Source organism: Pyruvatibacter sp. HU-CL02332, assembly GCF_040362765.1.
In the GTDB taxonomy this organism is placed as follows: domain Bacteria; phylum Pseudomonadota; class Alphaproteobacteria; order CGMCC-115125; family CGMCC-115125; genus Pyruvatibacter.
The window spans coordinates 590,317-615,642 of sequence record NZ_BAABWK010000002.1 but is presented as its reverse complement, the minus strand read 5'-3'; the positions used below and the strand labels follow the sequence as shown (position 1 = coordinate 615,642).

The window sequence follows — 25,326 nt, the reverse complement described above, 5'->3', positions numbered from 1 at the left end:
CATCTATCCGTCACACCCAAGTGCGATGGCTGCATTCAGATTGGATGATTTTGTGTTCGCCGCACCGGCTGGGATGCGGCCCGACACGATATGGAAACAGACATGACCGCTGAAACAAATGTAACGCCCTTTGCCGCCACCCAGCCATCCAGCGAGGGCAAGGGAGCTGAATTTGCGCACATTGCAGCTGACTCCAATGAGCGCTTCATAAACCGTGAGCTTTCCTGGCTGGCCTTTAACGGGCGCGTCCTGGAAGAAAGCGGCAATGAGACCCATCCATTGCTCGAGCGGTTGAGGTTCCTGTCGATTTCAGCGTCCAACCTCGACGAATTTTATATGGTTCGTGTCGCCGGATTGCACGGTCAGGTTCAGGCCGGCGTCGACACGCTTAGCCAGGAGGGTCTCACACCTGCCCAACAGCTTGAGCAGGTGAACGCGGCAGCCGGAATACTCATGCGGTCTCAACAGGACATGTGGCGCAATCTACATGCGCTGTTGAGCGCGACGGGTATCAACGTCGTCGATGAACAGGCATTAACCGTCGTTGAGAAAGACTGGTTGGAAGGTTTCTTCCTGGAGGAAGTCTTCCCGGTTCTGACGCCCCTTGCCGTAGATCCGGCTCACCCGTTCCCGTTCATTCCAAATCTGGGAATCTCCATGGCGCTTGATTTGCGACGGGAGAGCGACGGTCAGCAGTTGTCAGCGCTGTTACCTATTCCCGGCCAGATCAAACGTTTCGTAAGGCTCCCCAATTCGTCTGAAGATGGAAAGGAAGTCATCCGCTTCATCACCCTTGAAGCAGTTATTCGCCTGTTCTCAAGCCGTCTCTTTCCTGGTTATGAGGTGAAAGGATCCGGTGTCTTTCGCATCATCCGCGATAGCGACCTTGAAATTGAAGAAGAAGCAGAAGACCTGGTGCGGCTCTTCGAAAGTGCGTTGAAACGCCGCCGCCGCGGCAGTGTGGTCCGCCTCAAGATCGCCAGCGACATGCCCGCGCGTTTGCGCAAGCTGGTGATTTCCGAACTGGAAGTAAGCCCGCGAGACGTCATCCTCGTGGATGGTCTTGTAGGGCTCGCGTCAACGTCACAACTGATCGTTGATGATCGACCGGACTTAAAATTCGTTCCATACAACGCCCGCTTCCCTGAGCGCATTCGAGATCACGGCGGCGACTGCTTTGCTGCGATTCGCGAAAAAGACATTCTGGTTCATCACCCTTATGAGAGTTTTGATGTGGTGGTTCAGTTTGTCCGGCAGGCAGCCAATGATCCGGACGTCGTGGCCATCAAGCAGACCCTGTATCGGACATCGGCTGACAGCCCCATTGTGCGCGCACTGGTCGAGGCCGCCGAGGCCGGCAAGTCAGTGACGGCGCTTGTGGAATTGAAGGCGCGATTTGATGAGGCCGCCAATATCAAGCTGGCCCGAGATCTGGAACGATCCGGGGTGCAGGTTGTCTATGGCTTCATTGAATTTAAAACCCACGCCAAGATGTCCATGGTTGTTCGTCGGGAAGGTGGCGAGCTGCGCACCTACTGCCATTTTGGCACCGGCAACTACCACCCGATCACAGCCAAGATTTACACCGATCTATCGCTCTTCACGTCAGACCCTGTATTGGCACGGGACGCCGCGCGCGCATTCAATTACATCACAGGCTATGCCGAGCCTGTTGATCTGGAAAAACTCGCTTTGTCGCCGCTGCGACTGCGCAATTTACTCATCGAGCACATCGAAAAAGAAATCGAGCACGTGAAAGCAGGTCGCCCGGGCGCTGTGTGGGCCAAGATGAATTCTCTTGTCGATTCCTCAGTAATCGATGCGCTGTATCTTGCAAGTCAGGCCGGTGTGAAAGTCGAACTGGTGGTGCGGGGCATCTGCTGCCTGCGTCCAGGGGTGCCGGGCCTTTCAGAAAACATTGCCGTCAAAAGTATCGTTGGCCGTTTTCTGGAGCACTCTCGAGTGGTGTGTTTCGGTAACGGCGACACTCTACCCAATGCCAAGGCGAAGATTTACATCTCATCCGCTGACTGGATGCCGCGCAATCTCTACCGCCGCGTTGAAACCCTTGTGCCAGTGGAAAACGCCACGGTGCATGAGCAGATTCTTGACCAGATCATGGTTGCTAATCTGGAGGACAATCTCCAAAGCTGGGATTTGATGCCGGATGGCTCCTATGTGCGTGAAGTATTGAGTGACGATAAAAAACCCTTCAATGCCCACGAATACTTCATGACAAACCCCAGCCTTTCAGGGCGTGGCAAAGCGCTTGAAGAAAGCCTGCCCAAGCAGTTTCGTTTCCGCACATCTGCCGACTGAATTGGTGTATGAGTCTGGTTCCGGCCTTTGCTGGCGACAGATAACCAAGCAGCCTGTGCTGTGTGGGGGACATAAATGCCAACCGCGCTGAGATTGCGCGAGGTGCCTGACCTGAGTGAAGGGGTAGGCATCATCGACATCGGGTCAAATTCGGTGCGCCTTGTGGTGTATGCGGACCATCGCCGTACACCTATTCCCATCTTCAACGAAAAAGTATTGTGCGGGCTTGGCCGTACAGTCGGCACGACCGGCCAGTTGGACCCTGCGGGAATTGACCGTGCGCTGGCAGCTCTTGCGCGTTTTCGCGGGCTGACGCGCGCACTGGGTATTGCCAATGTCGATGCGGTAGCAACCGCTGCGGTGCGTGAAGCCTCCAATGGGGACTACTTCATCGAACGCGCCGAACATTTATGTGGTGCGAGAATTTCCATCCTCTCCGGTCAGGATGAAGCACGATATGCAGCAGAAGGCGTACTGGCCGGCTTCCCCGAAGCAGATGGCATTGTCGGTGATCTGGGTGGTGGCAGTCTCGAACTGGTGGATATTGCCAATGGCCGATATGGCGAAGGTGTAACTCTGCCGGTGGGGCCTCTGCGATTGATGGACCTGTCGGGCAACGACATCAGCAAGGCCCGCAAACTGGTGACCGAAGCCTTCAGCAAAATGGACTGGAAGCCCCAGAAATCAGTCAAAAACTTCTATGCAGTGGGCGGCAACTGGCGGAATTTGGCGCGGATGCACATGCATGGCGAAGACTACCCGCTGCGTATTCTGCAGGCCTATTCAGTTCGCAAGAGTGAAGCCATAGAGATCGCACGAGTTGTTTCCGGTCAGAGCGCCAAATCATTGGAGCGTGTGCCCGATATTTCTCGCAAACGTCTGGAGACGCTTCCTTATGCGGCGCTGGTGCTTGAAAAAACGCTCGAGACCATAGGCGCCTCCAAGATGGTCATCTCGGCCTATGGTGTCCGTGAAGGCTTGCTCTATGCCCGCCTTACTGCAGACGAACGCAAGGTCGATCCACTTTTGAGTTGGTCGCGAGGCGTCGGGCGCCGACTTGGACGCTTCCCGGAACATGGGGAGGAGCTTGAGCGCTTTACCGCGCCGCTCTTCAAGGCGGGGCCTTTGATGACAGCTGACAAGGATGAGCGACGGCTCCATCAGGCCGCCTGCCACCTGAGCGACATGGCCTGGCGGATTCACCCGGACTATCGCTCTCAGCACGTTCTCACAGAAATCTTGCGCGCACCGATGTCTGGTATTGATCATCCGGGTCGCGTTTACCTCAGCCTTGCGGTCGCCAATCGATACCGCAGCGGTCTTGGCACTGGCGATCATGACCATGTGTTGGCGTTACTGAACGAGGACCGGACGCGTCGTGCCTCTGCTGTCGGGCTTGCCTTGAGGCTTGGGCATACAATTTCAGCTGGGGCGCCAAAACTTGTAACGGGTTTCAGGCTCAAGCCGGAGCCGGGCATGCTCACGCTGCTGGTACCATCCGCCAAGCGGGATCTGTTAGGCGAGGTGGTGGCCAAACGCCTCTCCGCACTGGCACGCGCAATGGGCGTTGAAGCTGACATACAGGTGTCTGACGTTTAGCGATCCAAAAGCTACTCTGCGGCCTTCTGCTCAAGGCGGACCGGCTTGATTACTTGATCTTCGATCGCCAGACACAGGCGCCCATGCTTCAGATCCAGAGCGTCATTGCCGAATATTTCGCGCCGCCATCCCCGTAACGCGGACACATTGGCATTGTCATCTGCTGCAATCCGTTCGAGGTCAGCAACGTTGCAGATGAGCTTTTGTGCGACGTCATGCGCTTCGCATTTGTATTTGAGCAATACCTTCAGAAGTTCGACTGTCGGTCCCAACCCCTGCGGAAGTTGTTCAGGCGCCTCTGGCATCAGAACGTCACCCGAGGGTTTGTTGAGGCCAACTTGAACTGCATCCAATAGACTTTTGGCGTGGCGGCTCTGGGAAAAACCACGAGGCACGGCCCGTAGATTGGCCAAGGCCTCCGTGGAGGTCGGCGCCTGTGTTGCCAGCTCCTGAATCGCATCGTCCTTGAGAATACGGCCACGTGGAACGTTGCGCCCCTGGGCTTCCCGTTCACGCCATGCTGCAGTTTCCATCAGCACTGCCACAGCCTTGCGGCTCCGATTGCGCAGTTTGAGACGCTTCCAGGCATTCTCGGGTTTCACTTCATAAGTGTCCGGATCCTGAAGAATTGCCATCTCTTCAGCGACCCACTCAGCGCGGCCCGATTTCGTAATCCGCCGCCCAAGATGCTCATACACCTGGCGTAGATGGGTCACGTCGGCAGCTGCATACCGCAATTGCTTGTCGGTCAGCGGACGTCTGCTCCAATCCGTGAACCGGGAAGACTTGTCCACTTGCTCGCCGGTAACCCGCTTTACGATGTTCTCGTAGCCGACAGAGTCGCCAAATCCACAGACCATGGCTGCAACCTGCGTATCAAACAGCGGATCGGGCAGTGTTTTGGCTTCGTGCCAGAAGATTTCGATGTCCTGACGGGCGGCATGAAACACCTTGATGACCGATTTATTAGCCATAAGGGCGTAAAACGCGGCCATATCCAGGCCATCCGCCAGCGGATCAATGATCAATGCCTCACCTTTTGGAGCGGCAACCTGAATAAGGCAGAGGACCGGCCAATAGGTGGAATCCCGCAGGAACTCCGTATCGACAGTCACATAGGTTTCGCTTGAAAGGGTGGCGCAGGCCGCGTTGAGGGCCTCTGTGGTAGAAATAATGTCCATATCTCAATGCTATAACTGAACCCGCGCAAATTGTCGCTAGTCCCTGTTGATAAGGCTGATTGGCGGCTGGAATCTTGACAAGACCCGCGCCCCTATGCGCTTCTCCGCCGCAACCGCTCAAACCTGATTTGCTCAGGCTGGCGAGCCCTCCGGAACCCATGACTGACAAGGCTTTTACCGCCATGACCCGTTACCGCTCTCATACCTGCGGCCAGCTGCGTGCCGAAGACGTTGGCAAGACTGTAAAACTGTCTGGCTGGGTCAATCGTGTGCGCGACCATGGAGGCCTGCTGTTCGTTGATCTGCGCGACCACTATGGTCTGACGCAGTGCGTGGCAGATCCAGATAGCCCGGCTTTTCCAAGCGTTGAGGAAATGCGGTCGGAATGGGTTGTAACCATTGAGGGTGAAGTCGTCGCCCGTTCGGATGAGACCGTAAATGACAAGCTGCCAACCGGTGCTGTGGAAATCCGCATCACGTCGGTGGAAGTCCAGTCGGAAGCGCAGGAGCTGCCGCTGCCCGTATTCGGGGACACGGACTATCCAGAAGACACCCGTCTTCGCTATCGGTTCCTTGATCTGCGCCGCGAACGCATCCATCAGAACATTGTTCTGCGGTCACGCATCATTGCGGATTTGCGCCGCCGTATGACTGAGGCTGGATTTGGCGAATACCAAACGCCAATCCTCACGGCATCTTCGCCGGAAGGCGCACGTGACTTTCTGGTGCCAAGCCGGATGCACCCTGGCCAGTTCTATGCACTTCCCCAGGCACCCCAGCAGTTCAAACAGCTCATCATGGTTGCGGGCTTTGACAAGTATTTCCAGATCGCACCGTGCTTCCGTGATGAGGATGCGCGAGCAGACCGGTCGCCGGGTGAATTCTATCAGCTCGACATCGAAATGAGTTTCGTAGAGCAGGAAGACATCTTCCAGGAAGTTGAACCCATCCTGCGCGACGTGTTCATCGAGTTCGGCAACGGCAAGTCGGTGTCAGAAAAATTCGCGCGCATCCCATACGCAGAATCAATGCGTAAATACGGGTCTGACAAACCAGACCTCCGCAACCCGATTGAAATGTCTGATGCAACGGAAACGTTCCGCGATTCTGGCTTCAAGGTGTTTGCCGGACAGATTGCTGCAGATGACAAGGTGCGTGTCTGGGCAATCCCCGCACCGGGCGGCGGAAGTCGTGCATTCTGTGACCGGATGAATTCCTGGGCGCAGAAGGAAGGTCAGCCGGGTCTAGGCTACATCTTCTTCCGCGAAGAAGAGGGCAGCGTCGTTGGTGCCGGTCCGCTTGCCAAGAACATCGGGCCTGAGCGGACAGAAGCTCTGCGTACAGAACTTGGCCTCAACGCGGGCGATGCGGTGTTCTTTACCTGTGGTATTCCAGGCAAGTTTGTGGATTTCGCCGGGCAGGCGCGCCAGCAGCTTGGCCGTGAACTCGAGCTCATCGACGAGAACAAGTTTGAGTTCTGCTGGATCGTCGATTTCCCGATGTACGAGTTTGATGAAACCGAACAGAAGATCGATTTCTCTCACAACCCGTTCTCCATGCCCCAGGGCGGCCTTGAAGCTCTTGAGACGAAAGACCCCTTGGAGATCAACGGCTACCAGTACGACATCGTGTGCAACGGCATTGAGTTGTCGTCAGGTGCCATTCGTAACCATCGGCCAGAAATCATGATGAAGGCCTTTGAGATCGCCGGATACGGTCCCGAAGTTGTGGAGGAAAAGTTCGGCGGCATGCTGAATGCGTTCCGCTATGGCGCGCCGCCGCATGGTGGCATCGCACCAGGGATCGACCGCATCGTCATGTTGCTGGCAGGTGAAGAAAATCTGCGTGAAGTGACAATGTTCCCCATGAACCAGCAGGCCCAGGACCTGATGATGGGAGCACCAGCTGAAGCCAGCGCGCATCAGATGCGCGAGCTGAGCATTCGTTCCACGGCACCTAAAGAATAAACGCCTGCACTATAATGATTGGCAGGCAGAGAAAAGGGCTCCTCGCAACGAGGAGCCCTTTAGTCGTCTTGGGGTATCTTTGTTTATGCGAAAAACCGCGCTTGGGGGGCTTGGTTGCTCGCGCCTTCTTAAGGTGGGCTATTCCTCTCGGGGGCGGCCTGAAACGCTGGGGGGCGAAAGGGCCGGATCACCGAAAGCTCGTGAGGGGTCCGGCACCGATGTGTCGGTGCTGGTCCCAATTTCTTCTGAATTTTGAACTTGGCCTGATCGTGCGCGGGTGCTGCGCACGAATGGATCGCGAAGATCTGTCGCCGCAAGATCCGCTTCATCTCCGTAGAAATCCGAACAATCTGAGTCCGCGTCTTGCAGGACCGGTTGGTCCAAATATGATGTGGCCAGTGCTGAAAGGGTGCCACTCAGCACGTCTTTTCCATCAGATGTCGGCAGAGCTGAAAACGCCTCCAGAAATGCTTCTACTGGCACGCCATGCTTCAAGCCTAAAGAAATGGCGGCATTGAGCGCCGCGTTGTCAGCAGGCAGTGGAGCGGGCTGCGGTAGATCATCTGATTCAACTGAGCGTACATAGATGTTGTCGGTAACATCCGTACGTACCTCATCCAGCTCGTCGCGAGGAAAGTCGTCTAACAGATCATCATAGTCCAGAGCGTCACTGAGGGCCGCACCCCTCCGGTTGAGGCGGATCGACGCTAGACCCATGTCTTCTGCTTGTTGATAGAGCGCGCGGATACCGTCAACAGTTGTCTCGCGGGGCAGCTGCAGGTCAAGGGCCAAACCATCCGTCACAAACGGCTGAACAGCCTGCGCCATCAAGAGACGATCTGACGTGCCGACGTGGCGTGTTCCGATTTCGCCGAGCGGCTCATCACAGTCAAACACAGGCAGATGCTCGATTGGTAAGTCTCTTGATCCTTCAAGGGTCAGGGCACCGCAGCAATGGAAGTTGGCGTGTTCGATATCCCAGGTCGAGAAACCCAGTCCCGCCAAAATGTCTTCATCATTCTGTGCGTAAAAATCTCCATCCCAGCCCAGCACATACGGCGTAAACACCGCCCGAATGTTACTCGCGGTCGCTAAGGCACTTTCTGTGACTTCGATATCTTCGTCAGTGAAGCCCCTTGAGCGCAGAATGTCATAATTGACGCCCGGTGCGCCATGCAGAGAACCGCGCCCGACCAAATGACCCAGAATGGAATCGATCGAAGCGTCGTCATGACGAAGCGCGCGTAAACCTGAGGGAACTGCTGGCGACACGACCTTGTAAATCGCTTCAGCATCCAGCTCTGGTGTCAGCCGTCGGTACTTAACAAGTGTTCGGACAGGTGAAAGGGCTGCCGACTCGGCGCCCAATAGATCCATTAAAACAGTGTCATCCGACACAGTCGTTAGAGCGGTATTGCGAAGCCCCGTTTCTTCCGCTTTATCAATGGCACGGTCCAAAATATCGCGTGCCGCCTGCAGTATGCCAGCTTGCTGGGGGGTGTGCGGATAGAGTGGTGGCGATGGATGTGCGCTGAATGCGCCTGCATTGCCAAGCAGAGTGTTTTGCATCTTGCGAAGACGCGCGGCGGAGTCTTTCCCCGAGTTCTTTATTGAGGCTGGCTCGAGTGCTGCTGCCAACCCAGCGCTTGTTGCCGCTGCAGTTGCTGTGACCAGACCGCAAACTGATGCTGCAAGGGCCCGCCCCTCGTCAGAACCGTAGGCCGCGCCTTGGCTCATGAGCATTGCTGCAACATTCATGGGCGCAACTGCAATCGGCCGCAGCTCAGACGGCACGCCAGCATCATCATGCGCAATGTCCAGTGCAATAGTCAGCAGCCGGACGGAATGCACCAATCCGTCGATGTCTATGCGTCCGGAAGCCCCATTTGTTTCAAGGTCTGGCATCGTGAAAGCCAGCAAATCCACAGCGCCTGACGGCGTAAATCCTGCTGGGGCGGCCACGCCGCTGGGTGTCAGGACAAGCTGTTCAACTGGAGTAAGGCAGCTGTCTTGCAATGACTTTTCAAAGCACACACCTGGAGCACCACCTCGTAACGCTGAGAGGGCCAGGGGTTCGGTCCATGTTTCATCACAGGTGTTCGATTTGCGGACAGCATATGGCGTCTGGGTGCCAAGAAGGTCCCAGATGTCAGAGTCGTCATCCAGATGTGTGTCAGCGTCAGGCCAACTGTCGTTGCCGACAATCCATTCATCAAGCAAACGGCGGGCAACAGCGGCAGGCAAGCCTCGTTTCCTGGCATCCGCTAGTGCAGTTTCCAGGGCCGGGTTCTTTCCCACATTTGGGCCGCCATCTGCCAATGCGCGCTTAATCAATTGTGTGAGGTCTGAAAGAGAGTTGCGACCAAGAGCCAGCGCCGCAGCGTCTTGCTCACGCCGGGCATCTGACGCAATGCGCGTCAAGAACCCGTCGCTGCTGATGCTCTCGCTCAGGGCAAATGAAACGGGCGAAGGTTTGTTGTCCGGATTTGTCGTTGTGCGTTGACCATATCCATAAGCCCAATCTCGACCAACCCGCTGCCAGGTTTCAGAGGCCAGGGTGATCTTTCGCGAAACGAGCGCAGCACGAAGCTCATCATGGAAGGCAAGGGCATCTACTGCGCCATCAAAGTACCCGGCGATCAGACCTTGTCGTGCCAGAGCTCCTGCTACGCGATCAAGCGCACTTCGGACATCTACTTCATATGCAAAAGCAGGATTGGCTGATTGGCTGTCACTTTCCAGCGCGACATACCGGCGTAAGGCAGACGGGACTTTGGGCTCGTGGAGCTGGCGGCGGGCGCTAGGCACCGCTTCAGCCAACAGGGCATGCCCGCTGAACGCGGTGGCTACACTGACCGGCCACGTAGTAGGTGCAAAGACCCAGGTCATATTGCCATCCGCGTCCTCGACACGAACCCGCCTGAAGCTTTGACCCGCATAGGGACCAGTTACTTTATCGGTGTAGTGGCGTCCGATCTGCATGGTTCGCCCCCAACGACCAAGGTGATCTCAAATCCCATGTAGCCACAATATTTTGTGGTTACGCATACATGGTTAACAAAATATGGTGCATATCTGGCCTCTGGGTCAAGACATCTATGTCGACACAAGAATTTCAGCCATTCGCAAAAGGATGAGAAAAATCCGAGGCGTTAAGCAGTCTTAAGGCGATTCGGGTCACACTGCACAGCATCCCGGAAAGAAATGGCCGGGTGGAGTGAAGTCTGTTTTGGAGCGTAGGCGGTTTTTCGCCATAGCAGTCCAAGACATCGTTGGGGCGAGGCAGGCAAGAATGCCGGGGAAAGACCAAAAACCAGGGCTTGGGGTTCTGGCAGGCGTGGGGATTGTTGCGGTTGACGACAATGCAAACACCCGACGGCTGCTGAAGGAACTGCTTCTTGCTTTTGGAACGCGTGACCTGCGGTTTGCCGGCGACGGCGCGACTGCATTGGAGATGATCAATGCCAAAACGCCGGACCTGATCCTGTGCGACTGGCATATGGAGCCCATGGACGGGATCGCCTTCCTGCGTCACCTGCGCCACAAAGACAGTGGTGCTGCGGCTCGCACGCCCGCGATCATGCTCACAGCTCACACCAAGCCAGAAGTTGTGAAAGCGTCAATGGATGCAGGCGCCAATCACTTTGTTGCAAAACCGATTGTGCCGGCAAATCTCCTCAAACGTATCCAGTGGGTGAGGGCCGACAAGCGGATTTTCCTGCTCGATGGTGATCACTATGTATTGCGTGACCCTGGCGACATAACGCCCAGCGGCGGCGCGACGGGGCGCCCGGCCAAGATACCCTCAACACCCGCACCTAAAAGGCCTGCTCCTGCGCCAGTCGCGGCAGCTGTCGTTGAAGATGTAGATGCAGAGGAAGTCTGGGAAATCTAGACCAAACCAGGATCTATCTGTGTGGCGAAACAGCACCTTTCCAAAGGGTGGACGCTATACCGGCCAGAGTGGCATATTGCGCAAAATCCTTTGGGACTCGCGGGCAATCTTGGCGGGTCGAAATAGACATCCCTAGGCTTGGTGCGAGCAGCAAATTCATGATGTGGTTCAGACAAATTTTCAGCTGGTGGAACGGTCAGACGATCGGCACCCGGTTTTGGACGTTCAAGCGTGGCCAGTTGGTCGGAGAAGACAGCCAGGGCAATAAATACTATTCCGATCGTAAGAACTCCAAGCGCCGCTGGGTGATTTACAACGGTCTTGCTGAGGCATCCCGGGTGCCGCCGGAGTGGCATGGATGGCTTCATCAAACAGTTGATGTCGCGCCTGCTGATACCGGTTACACGCCGCGGGAATGGGAAAAACCACACCAGCCCAATCTCACGGGCTCCCAACAGGCGTACCGCCCTGCAGGTTCACTCATTACCGGCGCTCCAAGAGCAAAAACAGCTGGTGACTATGAGGCCTGGAAACCCGAATAAAGCGTAACCCGACATTCCGTGCGTTCAGCCGTCACCAGCGGGTAGAGGGCTGATTTAAAGAGGCAACGAAGGATCCCACGATGCAGTCTTCAATTATTGAGACCCTGACCGGAGCTGCTGTCATCGCCATAGCGGCAGTTTTTCTGTTTTTTGCCTACAGCTCCACAGATGCCGGCGCGACGTCCGGATACGACCTAACCATAGATTTTGATCGGGTGGACGGCTTGGCGCGAGGTGCTGATGTTCGTCTGTCTGGCATCAAGGTCGGGTCCGTGACGGAACAGGAGTTGGATGTCTCTACCTATGTGGCAAGGGTGACGATCACAGTTGATCCCAAAGTGGCGCTTCCAGAAGACACAAGCGCAAAGATCACGTCAGAAGGTTTGCTGGGTGGCTCTTACATTTCCCTTACACCGGGAGGCAGCGAGGACATGCTCGAGGCTGGTGACGAAATCCAATTTGCCCAAGGCTCGGTTGATCTGATTGGTCTCGTAAGCCAGGCGGTCTTCAGTGCTGGTGGGGGCGACAGCGAGTGAGTTTGTTTGGAAGCGTTGGGCATATGGGCATGAAGACTGTTTTTCGTGTCATGAGTATTGCTCTACTCATTGCCGGATTTGCGGCCCACGCTGTTGCTCAGGAGGCTGAAGGCGAGATTGTCACTGAAGAAGCTGTGGTTGAAGTCGAACTTGCACCTGACACAGCGAACTTGATGGGTCTCAACAAGATCACAGCTCGCACCCATCCAATGCGTGTGAAGCTGGATACGCCACTCCGGTTTGGGACATTGGGCATCGTGGTGCGTGCATGCGAGAAGGCCCGTCCAGAAGACCCACCTAAAACGATCGCTTTTCTGGAAGTGCGTGAGTACCCGGTCAACGAAGAGATCACGACCGAGCCAGAGCCCATTTTTAGTGGCTGGATGCTGGCATCATCTCCCGGACTGAATGCCCTTGAGCACCCTGTTTATGATGTTTGGTTGACGGACTGCACGATTTCTTCCGCGGCAGCACCTGCATCAAGCGAATAGAAATCTGACGGCAGAGTAATCGCTTCCGCTAGTCGTCGGCGATATTCGTCGCGGGGAATCTCCACCGCACCAAACTGAGCCAGGTGGTCGGTTACAAACTGAGTATCCAGCAACTTGAAACCACCTCGCCTCAGACGTGCGACGAGGTAGGTGAGTGCAATCTTGCTGGCATCGGTTTCGCGCGAAAACATGCTCTCACCAAAGTATGCCGCGCCGAGTGATACGCCGTAGAGGCCGCCGACGAGTTGCTGGTCCTTCCAGCACTCCACGGAATGGGCATAGCCGCGTTCATGTAGCTCACAGTACAAATCGACAATGCGGTCATTTATCCAGGTGCCGGAGCGGCCTGGTGCCGGCAACGCGCATGCCTCCATCACTGCCCTGAATTCAGTGTCGATGGTGACTTTGAATGGGCATTTGCGAACAGTAGATCGCAGCTTGCGAGGCAGCTTGAAATCGTCGAGTGGAATGATCCCACGCTCCTGCGGATCAACCCAATAGAGCGACGGGTCATCGCGGGATTCACCCATGGGAAACACCCCATAGGCGTAGGCGCGCAGCAATATGTCTGCGGTTATCTCGCCGTCAGTATCCGTATCGTCGTCGATCATAAGTGTTCAGAGCGCTATTTCAGGCCCAGGAACCGTTCCAGCCAATGGATGTCATAATTGCCGGTCTGGATGTCTTCTTCTTCGAGAAGACGACCGAAAAGCGGAATGGTGGTGTTGACTCCACCGACCACGAATTCACGCAGGGAGCGCCGCAAGCGCGCCAGACATTCCTCGCGATCAGATCCATACACAATCAGCTTACCAATCATGCTGTCGTAGTACGGCGGAATTTTGTAGCCAGAGTAAACCGCAGAATCGATGCGTACCCCGAGCCCTCCAGGCGGATGAAAATCCGTAATGGTGCCTGGCGATGGCGTGAAGGTTTCAGGATGCTCCGCATTGATACGGCATTCTATGGCGTGGCCTTTCATGACCACGTCTTCCTGCGTAAAGCTGAGCGGCATGCCGGCAGCAACACGAATTTGTTCACGCAGCAGGTCAAAGCCTGTGACCATTTCAGTAACCGGATGTTCGACCTGAAGACGCGTGTTCATTTCGATGAAAAAGAACTCGCCATTCTCGTAGAGGAACTCAATAGTTCCCGCACCGATATATCCCAATCCGCGAACTGCATCGGCAACGACTTTGCCGATCTTGTCTCGCTCTTCCTGCGTGATGGCTGGAGAAGGAGACTCCTCAAGTACTTTTTGGTGACGGCGCTGCAATGAGCAGTCGCGCTCACCTAGGTGAACCGCATTTCCGTGCTTGTCGCCAAAGACCTGAATTTCGATGTGGCGCGGTTTGCCCAGATAACGCTCCATGTAGAGCGCATCATCACCAAAGGCTGCTTTGGATTCCGCTCTGGCTGTGGAAACAGCGTTATCAAGCTCGCCGCGATTGAGGGCGACCTTCATGCCGCGCCCGCCACCACCCGCTGCCGCCTTGATGAGGACGGGGTAGCCGATGTCCTCAGCAACTTTTGCTGCCGCCGCAGCATCTGTAAGGGCACCGTCTGATCCAGGCACAACGGGAATGCCGAGCTTCTTCACTGTCTGTTTGGCGGCAATCTTGTCGCCCATCACTCGGATGTGCTCCGCCGTCGGTCCAATGAAGGTGATGCCATGCTCTTCGACGATCGATACGAAGTTGGCGTTCTCAGACAAAAAGCCATAGCCGGGATGGATTGCATCAGCGCCGGTAATCTCAGCGGCTGAGATGATCGCTGGAATGTTCAAATAGCTTTCCGACGCGGGCGCTGGGCCAATGCACACACTCTCGTCTGCCAGGCGCACATGCATGGCATCAGCGTCAGCGGTGGAATGTACCGCAACTGTTGCAATGCCCAACTCGGTGCACGCGCGTTGAATGCGCAGGGCAATCTCACCGCGATTGGCAATCAGAACTTTCTTAAACATGTCAGCGTTCCCGTTCCCGCCTGTGCCTTTGCAGGCTTCTTATTCGATAACAATCAGAACTTCACCGAATTCAACCGGCTGGGCATCCTGAACGAGAATCTGTTTCACCGTGCCGCTCTTGGGGGCGGGTATCGGGTTCATGGTCTTCATAGCTTCAACAATAAGAAGCGTGTCGCCCTGCGAAACCGTTGCGCCTTCCTTGACGAATGCAGCAGCACCTGGTTCCGGGGATACGTACACCGTACCTACCATCGGGGACGCAACGGCACCTGGATGATTGGAAAGGTCAGCTGCAGCAGGAGCAGCTTCTGCCGCGGCCGCGCTGGGCGCTGGAGCCGGCGCTGCAGCAACAGGTGGAGGGGCATAAGAGACCGTCCCACCTCCGGCACCACGGGCCACTCGGATCTTGAACTCTTCGGTTTCAACTTCGATTTCGTTCAGCTCGGTCTCTTTGAGAAGGTCCGCGAGTTCACGGATCATTTCTTTGTTGACCGGGCCGCTGCCCGAATTTGAATCGCTCATCAAGATCTCCGTATCGGCGAGGTGCGTGTTGCCACGCAGCTTTGAAAAGTGTGGTGCAGGTGTCCTAGTTGTCGGACACGCCGCAGATGTCGGCAAGTGCGTCGAGTGCCAATTCATATCCTTTGCCAGCAAGGCCACAGATTACGCCTGCAGCGACGTCTGAGATAAAGGAATGCTGGCGGAACTCTTCGCGGGAATAGGGATTCGAAAGATGGACTTCGATAACAGGTTTTTCGCACGCAAGCACGGCGTCTCTTATGGCAACCGAGGTATGGGTATACCCGGCAGCATTGAGAACAATGCCTGACGCAGCGTCACGTGCCTCTTGCAGCCAGCTCACAAGTTCGCCCTCATGGTTGGACTGGCGAAAATCTATCTCAAGCCCAAGAGCAGCGGCCTTTGTCACGCAGCGTTTTTTGACGTCCGCCAGCGTGTCAGCGCCGTAAATCTCAGGCTCACGCTGCCCCAACATGTTGAGATTGGGGCCATTGAGGACAAAAATCGTCGCCGTCATCGCTCAGGCAACCTCTTTACTTGTTGGATCGCAGCAGACCGCAGGGGCGGGTGAGCGACTGGTGGGCCAGAAAACCTACGAAATGCGGGCAATTTCAGGCAGTTAGAACGTTACTTCTTATACTTGAGAGGCGGCCCACCGCAAAGCTCTGCCTTTGAAGCAGTCAATTGCATCGAATTGGGGCTCTATCTTGTCTGCAAGAGCTTGCGAAGCCGTTGAAAAGCAGCCGTGCGCGCACCATTATCCGGCCATGACGTCAGATTCTACACAGTCCATAGCAGCCAATACCGTCTCCAGAAAAATGGACACCGAAAGTGTGACCGTGAACGGAGAAGTGCGGGATGTTGCGCCAGGCACAAACGTTCAGGGATTGCTGGTGCTGCTTGGTCTTGAACCAACAAAAATCGCGGTGGAAAGAAACCTCGAGATTGTGCCGAAGTCGCAATACGAGGTCACTATTTTGTCCGACGGCGATCGTATTGAGATTGTGCAGTTCGTCGGTGGCGGCTAAGCCTTTGTCAGATACCAACGTCAACTGAGAGACCCAGCCGATTATGTCCAACGCTACGGCATCGCCAGAATCTGCGGAAACAGAAACGCCATCCGTTCAGGACACCCCGCTGGTGATCGCGGGCAAGGAATATTCGTCGCGCCTGATTATCGGGACGGGCAAGTACGCGTCGTATCAGCAAAATGCCGATGCAGCAGAAGCTTCGGGTGCCGAAATTGTCACCGTCGCTATTCGGCGCGTGAACCTGACAGATCCCACGCAGCCCCGGCTTGCGGATTTTGTTGATCCAGCGCGTTACACATATCTCCCCAATACGGCCGGGTGCTTTACCGGCGAAGATGCAGTGCGCACATTGCGTCTGGCACGTGAGGCAGGCGGCTGGAAACTGGTGAAGCTGGAAGTGCTCGGCGACCAGAAAACGCTTTATCCGGACATGCGCGAAACCTTGCGGTCAGCAGAGCTACTGATTTCCGAGGGCTTTGATGTGATGGTCTATTGCAGTGATGACCCGATTATGGCTCGCGAGCTCGAACAGATGGGGTGCTGCGCCATCATGCCTTTGGGCGCACCTATTGGGTCGGGGCTTGGCATTCAAAACCCGGTTAACATCCGCTTGATCAAGGAGCAGGCAAACGTGCCGGTGCTTGTTGATGCGGGTGTTGGAACTGCATCGGATGCTGCAGTTGCAATGGAATTGGGATGCGATGGGGTGCTGATGAATACCGCCATTGCCGAAGCGCGCGATCCCATCCGGATGGCCCGGGCGATGAAGCATGCCGTCGAGGCAGGCCGCGACGCATACCTAGCTGGCAGAATGCCGAAAAAGCGGTATGCAGATCCAAGCTCGCCGCTTGCGGGTTTGATCTAGCCTGCTTCAGCCGCCGCATCACGAATGGCCTGTATGCGGGCCTCAATCACATCGAGTGGAGCAGCACCCGGCACCAATTCGTCGCCGATGACGATGGCGGGTGTACCCCGAACGCCGATCTCGCGCGCAAGTGCCCGATTGTCATCAATGATCGTATCGACCCGTTCGCTCTCCATGGCACTTGAGAGCTTGTCCACATCAAGCCCCTGAGCCTCTGCAACTTCCATTACCTTGTCACGGTCAAGGGTGCCTTCGACCCCAAGAAGCGCAAAATGAAAGTCGAGATAGTTGCCTTGTGGAATGGCAGCAATGGCTGCACGAGACGCAATCGTGGAGTTAGGTCCCAGGATCGGAAACTCTTTCAGAACCAAGCGCACATCATCATTGCGTTTGACAAGTTCAGCCATGTCGTCGCCGGTCTGTTTGCAATAGGGGCACCGGTAGTCGAAAAACTCCACGACGGTTATGGCGCCGTCTGGATTGCCCGCGACAAATGAATAACCATCACGCTCAAGTGCTTCCCGATTGGTTTCTATGGCAACGCGTTGTTGAACAGCTTCAGCTTGGCTCTCATACGCATCAAGCGCTTCCATGACCTCCAGCATCAACTGCGGATTGGCAATCAGGTAATCACGAATGACCTCGCCAATTGCTTCTTTCTGGACATCACTAAAGATGTCTTTTGCAGCCTCTTGCGCAGATGTTGAAGTTGTCCCCACTGCAAACACCATCACAAAGGCAGCACACAATTTGCGCAGGCGTTGCCCAGAGGTCTTCATCCATGTCGTGGTCATCTAAAGTTCCTGAAACGGGAAAATTTTGGGTTGGAGCAGCTTGCTAGATATCGGGGTTTTCGATCCGGGAAATGTCATCGGCTCGCTGCCAAGCGGGACTTCCCACAGGCAGTCCCCGCTTTGCACGCGAGGCCCATTGCTTTGCATCAGGCAGTCTACCCGAGGCTACATTTTGCTCAGCTGTGGCAAGAGCTGCCATCGGCTGATTACCTTCATCAGCATATGCCTGAGCAAGAATGCGAAAAGCGGTGGGGTAGTCCCGTTCTATCTGCGTAGCCCGTTCGAGTATTTCACGCGCCTTCGTGATGTTTGCCTTGTCTCCGGTTCCCACCAGTGACTGACCCAGCCCAACCATCAAGAGAGGTTGATTGGGGAGCAGGCGATCTGCAGCCGCATATGCTTCGGCAGCTTCCGCCGAGCGCCCGGACTCAAAAAGAGCCTGGCCTTTGAACTCCTGGAAGTAGGCGTTCTCTGGATAGTCGGCAATCAGCGCATCTATCTCGGCAATTGCGCGATCAGTGTTCGGTATTTTGTAAAGAGCAATGGCGCGGGCGTACCGTGCGGGCGCACTTTGGTCACTTTCAGGATAGCGACGGAATGTGACCTGTGGACGGTCAATGAAGCCGTGCAGTTTGGCCTTCACCATATCCAGCATGCGTTGCCATTCTTCGGGGTCTTTGACATCCCGGAATGGAGATTTGTCGACACGGTTTTGCAGCGCTGCAATACGTTCGCGCGACAGGGGGTGTGTGCGGACATAGGGGTCCTGCGACCGCTCGGAAAGCGCTTCTTGATCTGCAAGCTTGTCGAAGAAGCTCACGAGCCCTTCGCCGCTTTGACCGGTCCGTTCCAGAAAATCGAGGGCAGCCTGGTCAGCAGAAGCCTCCTGAGTTCGTGTGTAGGCAAGAAGGCCACGCTGGGCCACAGTCTGGCCACCTGTGATAAGCGCAAGTCCTACATCGCCGGCACCGGCAACAATTGCGCCGATGCCGAGTAGATATCCGACGATCGCCGGCGCCGCAGCATTCTCGAAAGCTTCGCGCCGACCACTGAGATGCCCGCCGGTTATGTGACCCGTTTCATGGGCCATAACGCCCAGCACTTCGTTCGGCGTTTCTGCCTGCTGAAGCGTACCTGTGTGCATGAAGACGTTTTGACCGCCTGTCACAAACGCGTTGATCGATGAAGCGTTGATCAGATAGGTGTTCACGGCTCGCGGGTTGAGGCCCGCTGAAATGAAAATGGGTTCTGAAATGACTCGGATGAACCGCTCCGTCTCAGCATCGCGAATCAGAGATATCGCAAATGCCTGTTGAGTCGGCAGGATAAGAGCCAACATCACGCAAATTGACTGAAGGAAGAGCTTTCCTGTCAGTGCGCGCTTGGGTGTCAGGTTCTGTGAGCGTGTTGCTGTTGACATATATTTCCGCTTGGCCCCTCTGTTCAGCGTGAACAAATCCGCTACAAAGCTCTTATTCGCAGTTGAGAACACCACTGTGAACAAGAGCAAAGCTTAAACTCGCCCTTGGTTAAGTCGCGGCAGGGCCGGTTGCCTGCTTGCATCTCACGGTAGGCAGGGCGAAATTGCCCGTCAATCTAACGAAAGCGAACCTCGCGTGGAGTTGAACGTGATTCCAGAAATAATCCGTTGGCATGGCCGTAAAAAGGCAGTCGGTGCCCAATTCAGGCGTTCAGCAGTCATTCTGACCAAAGTCATCATGGCTGGTGGGATTCTGGCAGCCTGTTCATCTAGTGGTGAAGAAGGCGGCCTGGCAACGGCTGAGTTCAAGGGGAGTGCCCAGAACAACACCGGATTGCAGCTCATTGATGGCCCCGACAACTCCGTTTTTGTCGGCGCAATTGCCTCCGACGAGCCCCGCGCGTCGCTTGCGGCCCGCACCGTGCTTGAAAACGGCGGCACAGCAGTTGATGCCATTACAGCGCTCTATTTCAATCTCGCAGTTACGATGCCTCATGAAGCAGGGCTTGGCGGCGGTGGGATCTGTCTTGTTCATGACCCTGAAGCGCGCGAAGTCACCAGTTACAATTTCCTCGCACGTCGCTCTCGCGCGGGCGGTCCGGTAGCGGTTCCAGGCAATGTCCGCGGCTTTGCCTTGATGCATGCTGTTCATGGGACATCACCCTGGTCCAGTCTTGTGGCCCCAGCAGAGGTATTGGCAGCCAAAGGACATGAAGTCTCCCGTGCGCTCGCCAGTGAGATTGGTCCGCTCGCACCCGCCATTCGTTCGCTTCCACAACTGGCCGAAGTGTATCTGGGTCCTAATGGACGTGGACTTCAGCAAGGCGACTTGCTGGTGCAAAAAGGTCTTGCCGCAGCACTGGGGCGCGCACGCGCTGGTGGCCCAAGCGGCATCTACAGCGGTGAAATTGCGACGGCCTTTGCGCAGGAAGCAGCACGCCTTGGCAGTGCCATTACGCTTGATGAATTGCGCGCCTACCGTCCATCAACACAGCCCGCGCAGACCTTCAAAATCGGAGACCAAACCCTTTCCGTTCCGCCTGCAGACACAGGCGCAGGCGCCTACATGGCATCAATCTGGCCCGCCGCGCAGAGCTTGAATGGCGGCGAACTGATGCGTGCCGCTCAAGCTGAGTTGGCGCGGGCAGGGGCTGAGACCAACCTGCCTGGTTCATTTGGATCGACCGGTTTCGTTGTTGCGACAGCTGGTGGCGATGCAGCTGCATGTGCCGTGACGATGAATGGACCATTTGGAACAGGACGCATGGTACCCGGCACGGGGATTGTTCCGGCACGTGCGCCTGATGCCCCTGGCTTCGGTCTTGCTGGAGCCTTTCTGGCACCGGCAATTGTTGCCAATGACTTCAATGGCACCTTCTTCTTTGCTGGCGCAGCAGCTGGGGGTCCACAGGCGTCTGCATCTGTTCTAGAGGCGGCAAATGCTCTGGTCGGCACGTCGACTACATTGGAAGCTGTGCACCGCTCATCAGTGAGCAACGCGCAAAGTCTGCTGAACGTGGTTGCGTGTCCCGGTGGCGCGCCCCGAGAAGGCGCAAGTTGCGTGTTTGGCGCAGACCCAAAGGGTGCAGGCCTTGGTGTTCTTGGCTTCCCACCGCTTTAGTCGCATCACATGACGCTTTCCAATCGCGGTCAGGTCGACCCGTTCATTGTGATGGACGTCATGCGTGCTGCAAATCAGCGTGAGGCCGACGGCCATGATGTGATCCATATGGAAGTGGGGCAGCCCGGCACGCCTGCGCCACAGCTGGCGTTGAGCGCTGCATCTCAGGCACTGCAGGCTGACAGGTTGGGCTATGCAGAAGCGCTGGGCCTGCCGGAGTTGCGCGCACGCATTGCGCGTCACTATGACGAAGCTTACGGCACAGCCGTTTCTGCTGATCAGGTGATCGTTACCTCTGGAAGTTCTGGCGGGTTCCAGCTGGCATTTCTCGCAGCCTTTGATGCCGGTGCCAGAATTGCTCTGGCAATGCCTGCCTATCCTGCCTATCGCAACATCATCAAGGCTCTGGATTTGGAAATGGTTCCGGTCCGAACGGGCGCAAGTTCTGGCTACCAGATGACAGCCGAGGCCCTCGATGAGGCTGCACGTAGAACAAAGCTAGACGGTGTCTTGATAGCGAGCCCCGCCAACCCAACGGGAGCGATGATCGAGCCAGGCGAACTTGCAGACATAGGAAAAGTGGCGCAACAGCATGGCCTCGCGCTTATCAGTGATGAAATCTATCATCGGCTGACCTACGGGACCGTGCCTGAAGCAACGGCACTTGCGTCCAACCCTGATGCCATCGTCATCAACAGTTTCTCAAAATACTATTCCATGACCGGGTGGCGCATCGGCTGGATGATCGCGCCGTACGAGATGGTGCGACCAATAGAGAGACTGGCTCAAAACCTTTTCATTTCAGTGCCAACTCTTAGCCAGATCGCGGCTGTCGAGGCGTTTGACGCAACACCTGAATTGGAATCCAATTTTGCCGTCTACCGTGCCAACCGGGACGTCCTAATGGATGGCTTGCCCAGTGTAGGATTTACAAAACTCGCGCCATCAGATGGTGCATTTTACATCTATGCTGATGTGAGTGATCTGACACGGGATAGCGAAGCACTGTGTCGCCTCATTCTTGAGGAGGCGAACATTGCCGTCACCCCGGGTACAGACTTTGATCCAGAAGCCGGCAAGACGACCCTGCGTTTTTCATTCGCAGGGCCGACAAGCCATATGGTTGAAGCTGTAAAGCGTCTGAAAGCCATGAAACTGAGCCAAGTAGACTAAACGCTTGGCAACTTTGCACTAGCTGGACAGTCGACGCTGCCACCATCCGCGCTTGGTTGGTTCAGCAGGTTTTTCTGCCTTTTCCACTTCCACCGGAGCTTCAGTCTGAGCAACATATGCTGGCGCTGTATCCGCCACAGCATTCTCTGCTTCGTCCTCAGTTTCGCTGGTAGGAGTAATGGTGGTGGACTCAGCGGGTGTCTGCGATTGGTCCACGACCATCGGCTCTGATGCACCTGAAGAATAGGCTACCAATACCGGCGCTTCTTCCTCCTCATGGGACGTGGATGGATCGATCTCTACGCCGGGACCAGATGCGTCAGCTGTCGTTTCGACCTCACCATTTGTGTCTGTTGAAGTACCGTTATCATCCGCATCAGCCGTCCTACGATGACGCCTGCCACCTCGGCGGCCACGGCGGCGGCGCTTGCGCGGCTTGCCATCTTCATCAAGCTCCGGCGTCTCGTCGTCACCATCTTCAGAGGTAGATGCATCGGTTGCTGAGGCCTCAGAGGCGTCGCCATCCTCGGCTGCACCATTTTCCGCAGAATCAGAGTCTGACTTGCGACCGCGACGCCTACGACGCCGACGCTTGGGCTTGTCCTCTGCGTCACCATCGGCCTCAACACCGTCATTGCTTCCGGCATTAGCTGACGCGTCTGCTTCTTCTTCGCTACGCGCCGCAGCTTCAGCCTGCGCGTCGAGTGCTGCATCTTCTTCTTCGTCGAATGCGCTTTCCATGCTCAACGCGTCCGTATCAACAGACACATCTGGTGTGCGTTCATCCGTGCGCTTGATGGAATAGTCAGGAGAGATCAGTGAAGCATCAGCAACCATGTAGATCGAGACACGACCACGACGTTCTATATCCAGCAGAGTGGTGCGTTTCTGATTGAGAATAAACACCGCAATGTCCATTGGGACGTTAACATCCAACGCCTTTGCCCGACCCTTGAGGGCTTCAGCCTCAACGGCACGCAACACCTGAAGTGCAGCAGATTCCGTCGACCGGATCATGCCTGTTCCCTGACAGTGTGGGCAGGTGTCAGTTGACCCCTCCAGTACGCCGGAGCGCATGCGCTGACGTGACATTTCAAGAAGGCCGAATGAAGAAATTCGCCCAACCTGGATGCGGGCTCGATCCTGCTTCAGGCTATCTTTGAGTTTGCGTTCAACGGCGCGATTGTTGCGCGGCTCATCCATATCGATGAAGTCGATGACGACAAGACCGGCCATGTCGCGAAGCCGTAGCTGGCGCGCGATCTCTTCGGCAGCTTCCAGGTTCGTGGAAACGGCAGTCGCCTCGATATTGTGTTCTTTGGTGGATTTGCCGGAGTTAACGTCAATGGAAACAAGCGCTTCCGTCGGATTGATGACGATGTAACCGCCTGACTTAAGCGTAACAGTTGGCTCAAGCAGAGCATCAAGCTCGCTTTGCACACCATGGCGCTGCAACAGCGGCTCGCGATCCTTGTAGCGTTTCACGTTTTTCGCATGGCTCGGCATGAGCATGCGCATGAAGTCCTTGGCTTCCTTGTACGCCTTGTCACCATCAACAATGATCTCGTCGATGTCCTTGGAATACTGGTCACGGATGGACCGCTTGATCAGATCGCCTTCTTCGTAAATCAGGCACGGAGCAGAAGACTTGAGCGTCAGGTCGCGAATGTTCTCCCAAAGTCGCAGCAGGTAATCGAAATCACGCTTGATTTCGACCTTCGTGCGATTTGCGCCGGCGGTGCGGACGATAAGGCCCATGCCGGTTGCCACGTCCATCTCATTCATCGCTTCTTTGAGGCGGCGACGGTCAGACGTGTTGGTAATTTTCCGTGAGATGCCGCCACCGCGTGCGGTGTTGGGCATCAGGACGCAATAGCGGCCAGCAAGTGACAGATAGGTCGTGAGTGCTGCGCCCTTGTTGCCGCGCTCTTCTTTTACGACCTGTACCAGCATGATCTGGCGGCGCTTTATGACTTCCTGAATCTTGTAGTGACGCGAGCGGCTGCGGCGGCTCGGGCGACGATCGCCGCTTCGGCCATTGCGACCGCGCGAGGAACCACGTCCACCATTCCGGTTTCCGTTGCGGCCGCGCCCGCGTCCACGACCGCGATTGTCAGACTTCTTTTCGTCTTCACCGTCGGTGGCTGCGACTGTCTCATCTTCATCGCTGGACGCCTCAGAGTTTTCGTCACTCTGGTCGTCGCTTTCGTCATCATCCTCGCTTGTGTCGATGTCGTCATCCTCGTCTGAGGATGTAACTTCTTCGGCACTGTCTTCGTCGTTGATCTCTTCGATGTTGGTCTCTGGCAGATCGCCATCATCGTCGACAGCATCTTCATCGTCGGAGACATCTTCGCTGACGGTCTCTGTCGACGCAGCCTCAGCTGCTATCGCAGGTGCATCTGCCTCATCGACGGAGGTTTCGCCTTCACCGTTTTCGCTCTCATCGTCTGCTTCAAAAGCATGAGCGCCTATGTCATAGGCATCATCGCTCTCGTCTGAGGCAGCGTCTGTGTCGCCATCGTCATCTTCATCGTAATTGTCGTCATCCTCATCGAATTCCTCTGCGGCTTCTTCAGCCAACAACTTTTCGCGGTCCGCGACAGGAATTTGATAGTAGTCAGGATGAATTTCGCTGAACGCAAGAAAGCCGTGCCTGTTGCCGCCATACTCAATGAAGGCAGCCTGAAGTGACGGTTCAACGCGTGTGACTTTCGCGAGATAGATATTGCCCCTTAAGGGACGTTTGGCCTCGGATTCAAAGTCGAAGTTCTCGACACGATTTCCCGAGACGATGGCCACGCGGGTTTCTTCCCGGTGGGCCGCGTCTATCAGCATTTTCTTGCCCATGGGCATGTTCTCCAGGCGCGCCGGCGCTGGCCGGGCTTACTTCACCTGCAAACAAGCGGTGAGGTGTCCGGGCGGGCATCTCTGCCGCGCGGCGCGCAATAAGGGATAAGGGAATGCCGTTTCGCGTCCACGCGCTCGATGGCGCATGTCCGAATAGCGCCCGCAAAGCCGCGGTTCGCCTGAAGGCGAATTTGCGTGCTGTGCTGGGTCGAGAAACGGTCATTGGTTCAGTTTTCAAGGTGGGCGTAGACCGGCAGTCTTGCCGATTGGGCCCAAGCGGTTGTCTCGATCTCAGACGTCGCCAACGATTTGAGGGTGGCGTGCCTGATACGGTCAAAATTCATACGTTCTGATGATCGTCTATCCGGCCAACGAGCCGGTCCCCAACGAGTCACCTGAAAAAGACGTGCTTTTATGAGAGATTTCGCGGATTTCAGGGATTTCTTGCCCCTGATTGCGCGCGTGTCCGTCATTTGCACGGCTTAAGTTGTAGCCGG

20 protein-coding genes are annotated in these 25,326 nt (G+C 56.0%); 11 read left to right on the top strand and 9 right to left on the bottom strand.

All coding sequences use genetic code 11. The features are described from left to right. Positions 1 to 102 precede the first annotated feature (102 nt). Both ABXH05_RS13610 and ABXH05_RS13605 read left to right on the top strand, forming a co-directional pair. Positions 103 to 2,319, top strand: a complete 2,217-nt coding sequence (locus tag ABXH05_RS13610) for an RNA degradosome polyphosphate kinase (protein ID WP_353561465.1) — start codon at positions 103 to 105, stop codon at positions 2,317 to 2,319. A gap of 75 nt (positions 2,320 to 2,394) precedes the next feature. Then, positions 2,395 to 3,918 carry a Ppx/GppA phosphatase family protein gene (locus ABXH05_RS13605; protein WP_353561464.1) on the top strand — a complete coding sequence of 508 codons (1,524 nt, stop codon included), beginning with the start codon at positions 2,395 to 2,397 and terminating at the stop codon, positions 3,916 to 3,918. Positions 3,919 to 3,929: 11 nt separating this feature from the next. Here the strand turns inward: ABXH05_RS13605 and rnd are convergent, their stop codons facing one another. Next, complete coding sequence (rnd, locus tag ABXH05_RS13600) at positions 3,930 to 5,099, bottom strand: ribonuclease D (RefSeq protein ID WP_353561463.1); 1,170 nt, start codon at positions 5,097 to 5,099, stop codon at positions 3,930 to 3,932. A 182-nt stretch (positions 5,100 to 5,281) separates the two neighbouring features. Here rnd and aspS point away from each other — a divergent pair, with 182 nt between their 5' ends. After that, positions 5,282 to 7,066 (top strand): aspartate--tRNA ligase, encoded by a 1,785-nt coding sequence (gene aspS, locus ABXH05_RS13595; protein WP_353562414.1) that lies wholly within the window; start codon positions 5,282 to 5,284, stop codon positions 7,064 to 7,066. A 138-nt stretch (positions 7,067 to 7,204) separates the two neighbouring features. On the opposite strand, the gene ABXH05_RS13590 is transcribed toward aspS, so the two are convergent. Continuing rightward, positions 7,205 to 10,048 (bottom strand): ribonucleotide reductase barrel domain-containing protein, encoded by a 2,844-nt coding sequence (locus tag ABXH05_RS13590; protein WP_353561462.1) that lies wholly within the window; start codon positions 10,046 to 10,048, stop codon positions 7,205 to 7,207. Positions 10,049 to 10,358: 310 nt separating this feature from the next. On the opposite strand from ABXH05_RS13590, the gene ABXH05_RS13585 reads away from it, so the two are divergent. The 4 genes from ABXH05_RS13585 to ABXH05_RS13570 all read left to right on the top strand — a co-directional run bounded on the left by ABXH05_RS13585 (position 10,359) and on the right by ABXH05_RS13570 (position 12,530). Further along, positions 10,359 to 10,961, top strand: coding sequence for a response regulator (locus tag ABXH05_RS13585; RefSeq protein WP_353561461.1), 603 nt, complete (start codon positions 10,359 to 10,361; stop codon positions 10,959 to 10,961). A 158-nt stretch (positions 10,962 to 11,119) separates the two neighbouring features. After that, positions 11,120 to 11,503, top strand: coding sequence for an NADH:ubiquinone oxidoreductase subunit NDUFA12 (locus ABXH05_RS13580; protein ID WP_348139913.1), 384 nt, complete (start codon positions 11,120 to 11,122; stop codon positions 11,501 to 11,503). Between the two features lie 80 nt (positions 11,504 to 11,583). Then, complete coding sequence (mlaD, locus tag ABXH05_RS13575; RefSeq protein ID WP_043948837.1) at positions 11,584 to 12,039, top strand: outer membrane lipid asymmetry maintenance protein MlaD; 456 nt, start codon at positions 11,584 to 11,586, stop codon at positions 12,037 to 12,039. Positions 12,040 to 12,089: 50 nt separating this feature from the next. After that, positions 12,090 to 12,530 carry a DUF2155 domain-containing protein gene (locus tag ABXH05_RS13570; protein ID WP_353561460.1) on the top strand — a complete coding sequence of 147 codons (441 nt, stop codon included), beginning with the start codon at positions 12,090 to 12,092 and terminating at the stop codon, positions 12,528 to 12,530. Here ABXH05_RS13570 and aat read toward each other — a convergent pair. The 4 genes from aat to aroQ all read right to left on the bottom strand — a co-directional run bounded on the left by aat (position 12,467) and on the right by aroQ (position 15,532). After that, positions 12,467 to 13,141, bottom strand: coding sequence for a leucyl/phenylalanyl-tRNA--protein transferase (gene aat / locus ABXH05_RS13565; protein ID WP_353561459.1), 675 nt, complete (start codon positions 13,139 to 13,141; stop codon positions 12,467 to 12,469). The two genes, ABXH05_RS13570 and aat, sit on opposite strands and share 64 nt — an antisense overlap. Positions 13,142 to 13,155: 14 nt before the next feature. After that, complete coding sequence (gene accC / locus ABXH05_RS13560) at positions 13,156 to 14,496, bottom strand: acetyl-CoA carboxylase biotin carboxylase subunit (protein ID WP_353561458.1); 1,341 nt, start codon at positions 14,494 to 14,496, stop codon at positions 13,156 to 13,158. A gap of 39 nt (positions 14,497 to 14,535) precedes the next feature. Then, positions 14,536 to 15,018, bottom strand: a complete 483-nt coding sequence (gene accB / locus ABXH05_RS13555; protein ID WP_353561457.1) for an acetyl-CoA carboxylase biotin carboxyl carrier protein — start codon at positions 15,016 to 15,018, stop codon at positions 14,536 to 14,538. A 64-nt stretch (positions 15,019 to 15,082) separates the two neighbouring features. Next, complete coding sequence (aroQ, locus tag ABXH05_RS13550; RefSeq protein WP_353561456.1) at positions 15,083 to 15,532, bottom strand: type II 3-dehydroquinate dehydratase; 450 nt, start codon at positions 15,530 to 15,532, stop codon at positions 15,083 to 15,085. A 316-nt stretch (positions 15,533 to 15,848) separates the two neighbouring features. Here aroQ and thiS point away from each other — a divergent pair, with 316 nt between their 5' ends. Together thiS and ABXH05_RS13540 are read left to right on the top strand one after the other, a co-directional pair. Next, entirely contained in the window at positions 15,849 to 16,043 is a 195-nt protein-coding gene (gene thiS, locus ABXH05_RS13545; RefSeq protein ID WP_353561455.1) for a sulfur carrier protein ThiS, read from the top strand. Between the two features lie 43 nt (positions 16,044 to 16,086). After that, positions 16,087 to 16,911 carry a thiazole synthase gene (locus tag ABXH05_RS13540; RefSeq protein ID WP_353561454.1) on the top strand — a complete coding sequence of 275 codons (825 nt, stop codon included), beginning with the start codon at positions 16,087 to 16,089 and terminating at the stop codon, positions 16,909 to 16,911. Here ABXH05_RS13540 and ABXH05_RS13535 read toward each other — a convergent pair. Together ABXH05_RS13535 and ABXH05_RS13530 are read right to left on the bottom strand one after the other, a co-directional pair. Continuing rightward, positions 16,908 to 17,705: a DsbA family protein gene (locus ABXH05_RS13535; RefSeq protein WP_353561453.1), complete on the bottom strand. Its 798-nt coding sequence runs from the start codon at positions 17,703 to 17,705 to the stop codon at positions 16,908 to 16,910. The genes ABXH05_RS13540 and ABXH05_RS13535 overlap by 4 nt on opposite strands. A 43-nt stretch (positions 17,706 to 17,748) precedes the next feature. Then, positions 17,749 to 19,125 (bottom strand): M48 family metalloprotease, encoded by a 1,377-nt coding sequence (locus ABXH05_RS13530; protein WP_348139932.1) that lies wholly within the window; start codon positions 19,123 to 19,125, stop codon positions 17,749 to 17,751. A gap of 298 nt (positions 19,126 to 19,423) precedes the next feature. Between ABXH05_RS13530 and ABXH05_RS13525 the strand changes: the two genes are divergently transcribed. Together ABXH05_RS13525 and ABXH05_RS13520 are read left to right on the top strand one after the other, a co-directional pair. After that, positions 19,424 to 20,806 carry a gamma-glutamyltransferase gene (locus tag ABXH05_RS13525; RefSeq protein WP_353561452.1) on the top strand — a complete coding sequence of 461 codons (1,383 nt, stop codon included), beginning with the start codon at positions 19,424 to 19,426 and terminating at the stop codon, positions 20,804 to 20,806. A gap of 9 nt (positions 20,807 to 20,815) precedes the next feature. Further along, positions 20,816 to 21,979 (top strand): pyridoxal phosphate-dependent aminotransferase, encoded by a 1,164-nt coding sequence (locus ABXH05_RS13520; RefSeq protein ID WP_353561451.1) that lies wholly within the window; start codon positions 20,816 to 20,818, stop codon positions 21,977 to 21,979. Between the two features lie 18 nt (positions 21,980 to 21,997). On the opposite strand, the gene ABXH05_RS13515 is transcribed toward ABXH05_RS13520, so the two are convergent. Beyond that, complete coding sequence (locus tag ABXH05_RS13515) at positions 21,998 to 24,829, bottom strand: Rne/Rng family ribonuclease (protein ID WP_353561450.1); 2,832 nt, start codon at positions 24,827 to 24,829, stop codon at positions 21,998 to 22,000. Positions 24,830 to 25,326: the final 497 nt, after the last annotated feature.

What these genes read in the sequence shown, in the direction of transcription:
- ABXH05_RS13610 (WP_353561465.1), top strand. Translation starts at nt 103, where the DNA reads ATGACCGCTGAAACAAATGTAACGCCCTTTGCCGCCACCCAGCCATCC.
- ABXH05_RS13605 (WP_353561464.1), top strand. Translation starts at nt 2,395, where the DNA reads ATGCCAACCGCGCTGAGATTGCGCGAGGTGCCTGACCTGAGTGAAGGG.
- rnd (WP_353561463.1), bottom strand. Translation starts at nt 5,099, where the DNA reads ATGGACATTATTTCTACCACAGAGGCCCTCAACGCGGCCTGCGCCACC.
- aspS (WP_353562414.1), top strand. Translation starts at nt 5,282, where the DNA reads ATGACCCGTTACCGCTCTCATACCTGCGGCCAGCTGCGTGCCGAAGAC.
- ABXH05_RS13590 (WP_353561462.1), bottom strand. Translation starts at nt 10,048, where the DNA reads ATGCAGATCGGACGCCACTACACCGATAAAGTAACTGGTCCCTATGCG.
- ABXH05_RS13585 (WP_353561461.1), top strand. Translation starts at nt 10,359, where the DNA reads ATGCCGGGGAAAGACCAAAAACCAGGGCTTGGGGTTCTGGCAGGCGTG.
- ABXH05_RS13580 (WP_348139913.1), top strand. Translation starts at nt 11,120, where the DNA reads ATGATGTGGTTCAGACAAATTTTCAGCTGGTGGAACGGTCAGACGATC.
- mlaD (WP_043948837.1), top strand. Translation starts at nt 11,584, where the DNA reads ATGCAGTCTTCAATTATTGAGACCCTGACCGGAGCTGCTGTCATCGCC.
- ABXH05_RS13570 (WP_353561460.1), top strand. Translation starts at nt 12,090, where the DNA reads ATGAGTATTGCTCTACTCATTGCCGGATTTGCGGCCCACGCTGTTGCT.
- aat (WP_353561459.1), bottom strand. Translation starts at nt 13,141, where the DNA reads ATGATCGACGACGATACGGATACTGACGGCGAGATAACCGCAGACATA.
- accC (WP_353561458.1), bottom strand. Translation starts at nt 14,496, where the DNA reads ATGTTTAAGAAAGTTCTGATTGCCAATCGCGGTGAGATTGCCCTGCGC.
- accB (WP_353561457.1), bottom strand. Translation starts at nt 15,018, where the DNA reads ATGAGCGATTCAAATTCGGGCAGCGGCCCGGTCAACAAAGAAATGATC.
- aroQ (WP_353561456.1), bottom strand. Translation starts at nt 15,532, where the DNA reads ATGACGGCGACGATTTTTGTCCTCAATGGCCCCAATCTCAACATGTTG.
- ABXH05_RS13540 (WP_353561454.1), top strand. Translation starts at nt 16,087, where the DNA reads ATGTCCAACGCTACGGCATCGCCAGAATCTGCGGAAACAGAAACGCCA.
- ABXH05_RS13535 (WP_353561453.1), bottom strand. Translation starts at nt 17,705, where the DNA reads ATGACCACGACATGGATGAAGACCTCTGGGCAACGCCTGCGCAAATTG.
- ABXH05_RS13530 (WP_348139932.1), bottom strand. Translation starts at nt 19,125, where the DNA reads ATGTCAACAGCAACACGCTCACAGAACCTGACACCCAAGCGCGCACTG.
- ABXH05_RS13525 (WP_353561452.1), top strand. Translation starts at nt 19,424, where the DNA reads ATGGCTGGTGGGATTCTGGCAGCCTGTTCATCTAGTGGTGAAGAAGGC.
- ABXH05_RS13520 (WP_353561451.1), top strand. Translation starts at nt 20,816, where the DNA reads ATGACGCTTTCCAATCGCGGTCAGGTCGACCCGTTCATTGTGATGGAC.
- ABXH05_RS13515 (WP_353561450.1), bottom strand. Translation starts at nt 24,829, where the DNA reads ATGGGCAAGAAAATGCTGATAGACGCGGCCCACCGGGAAGAAACCCGC.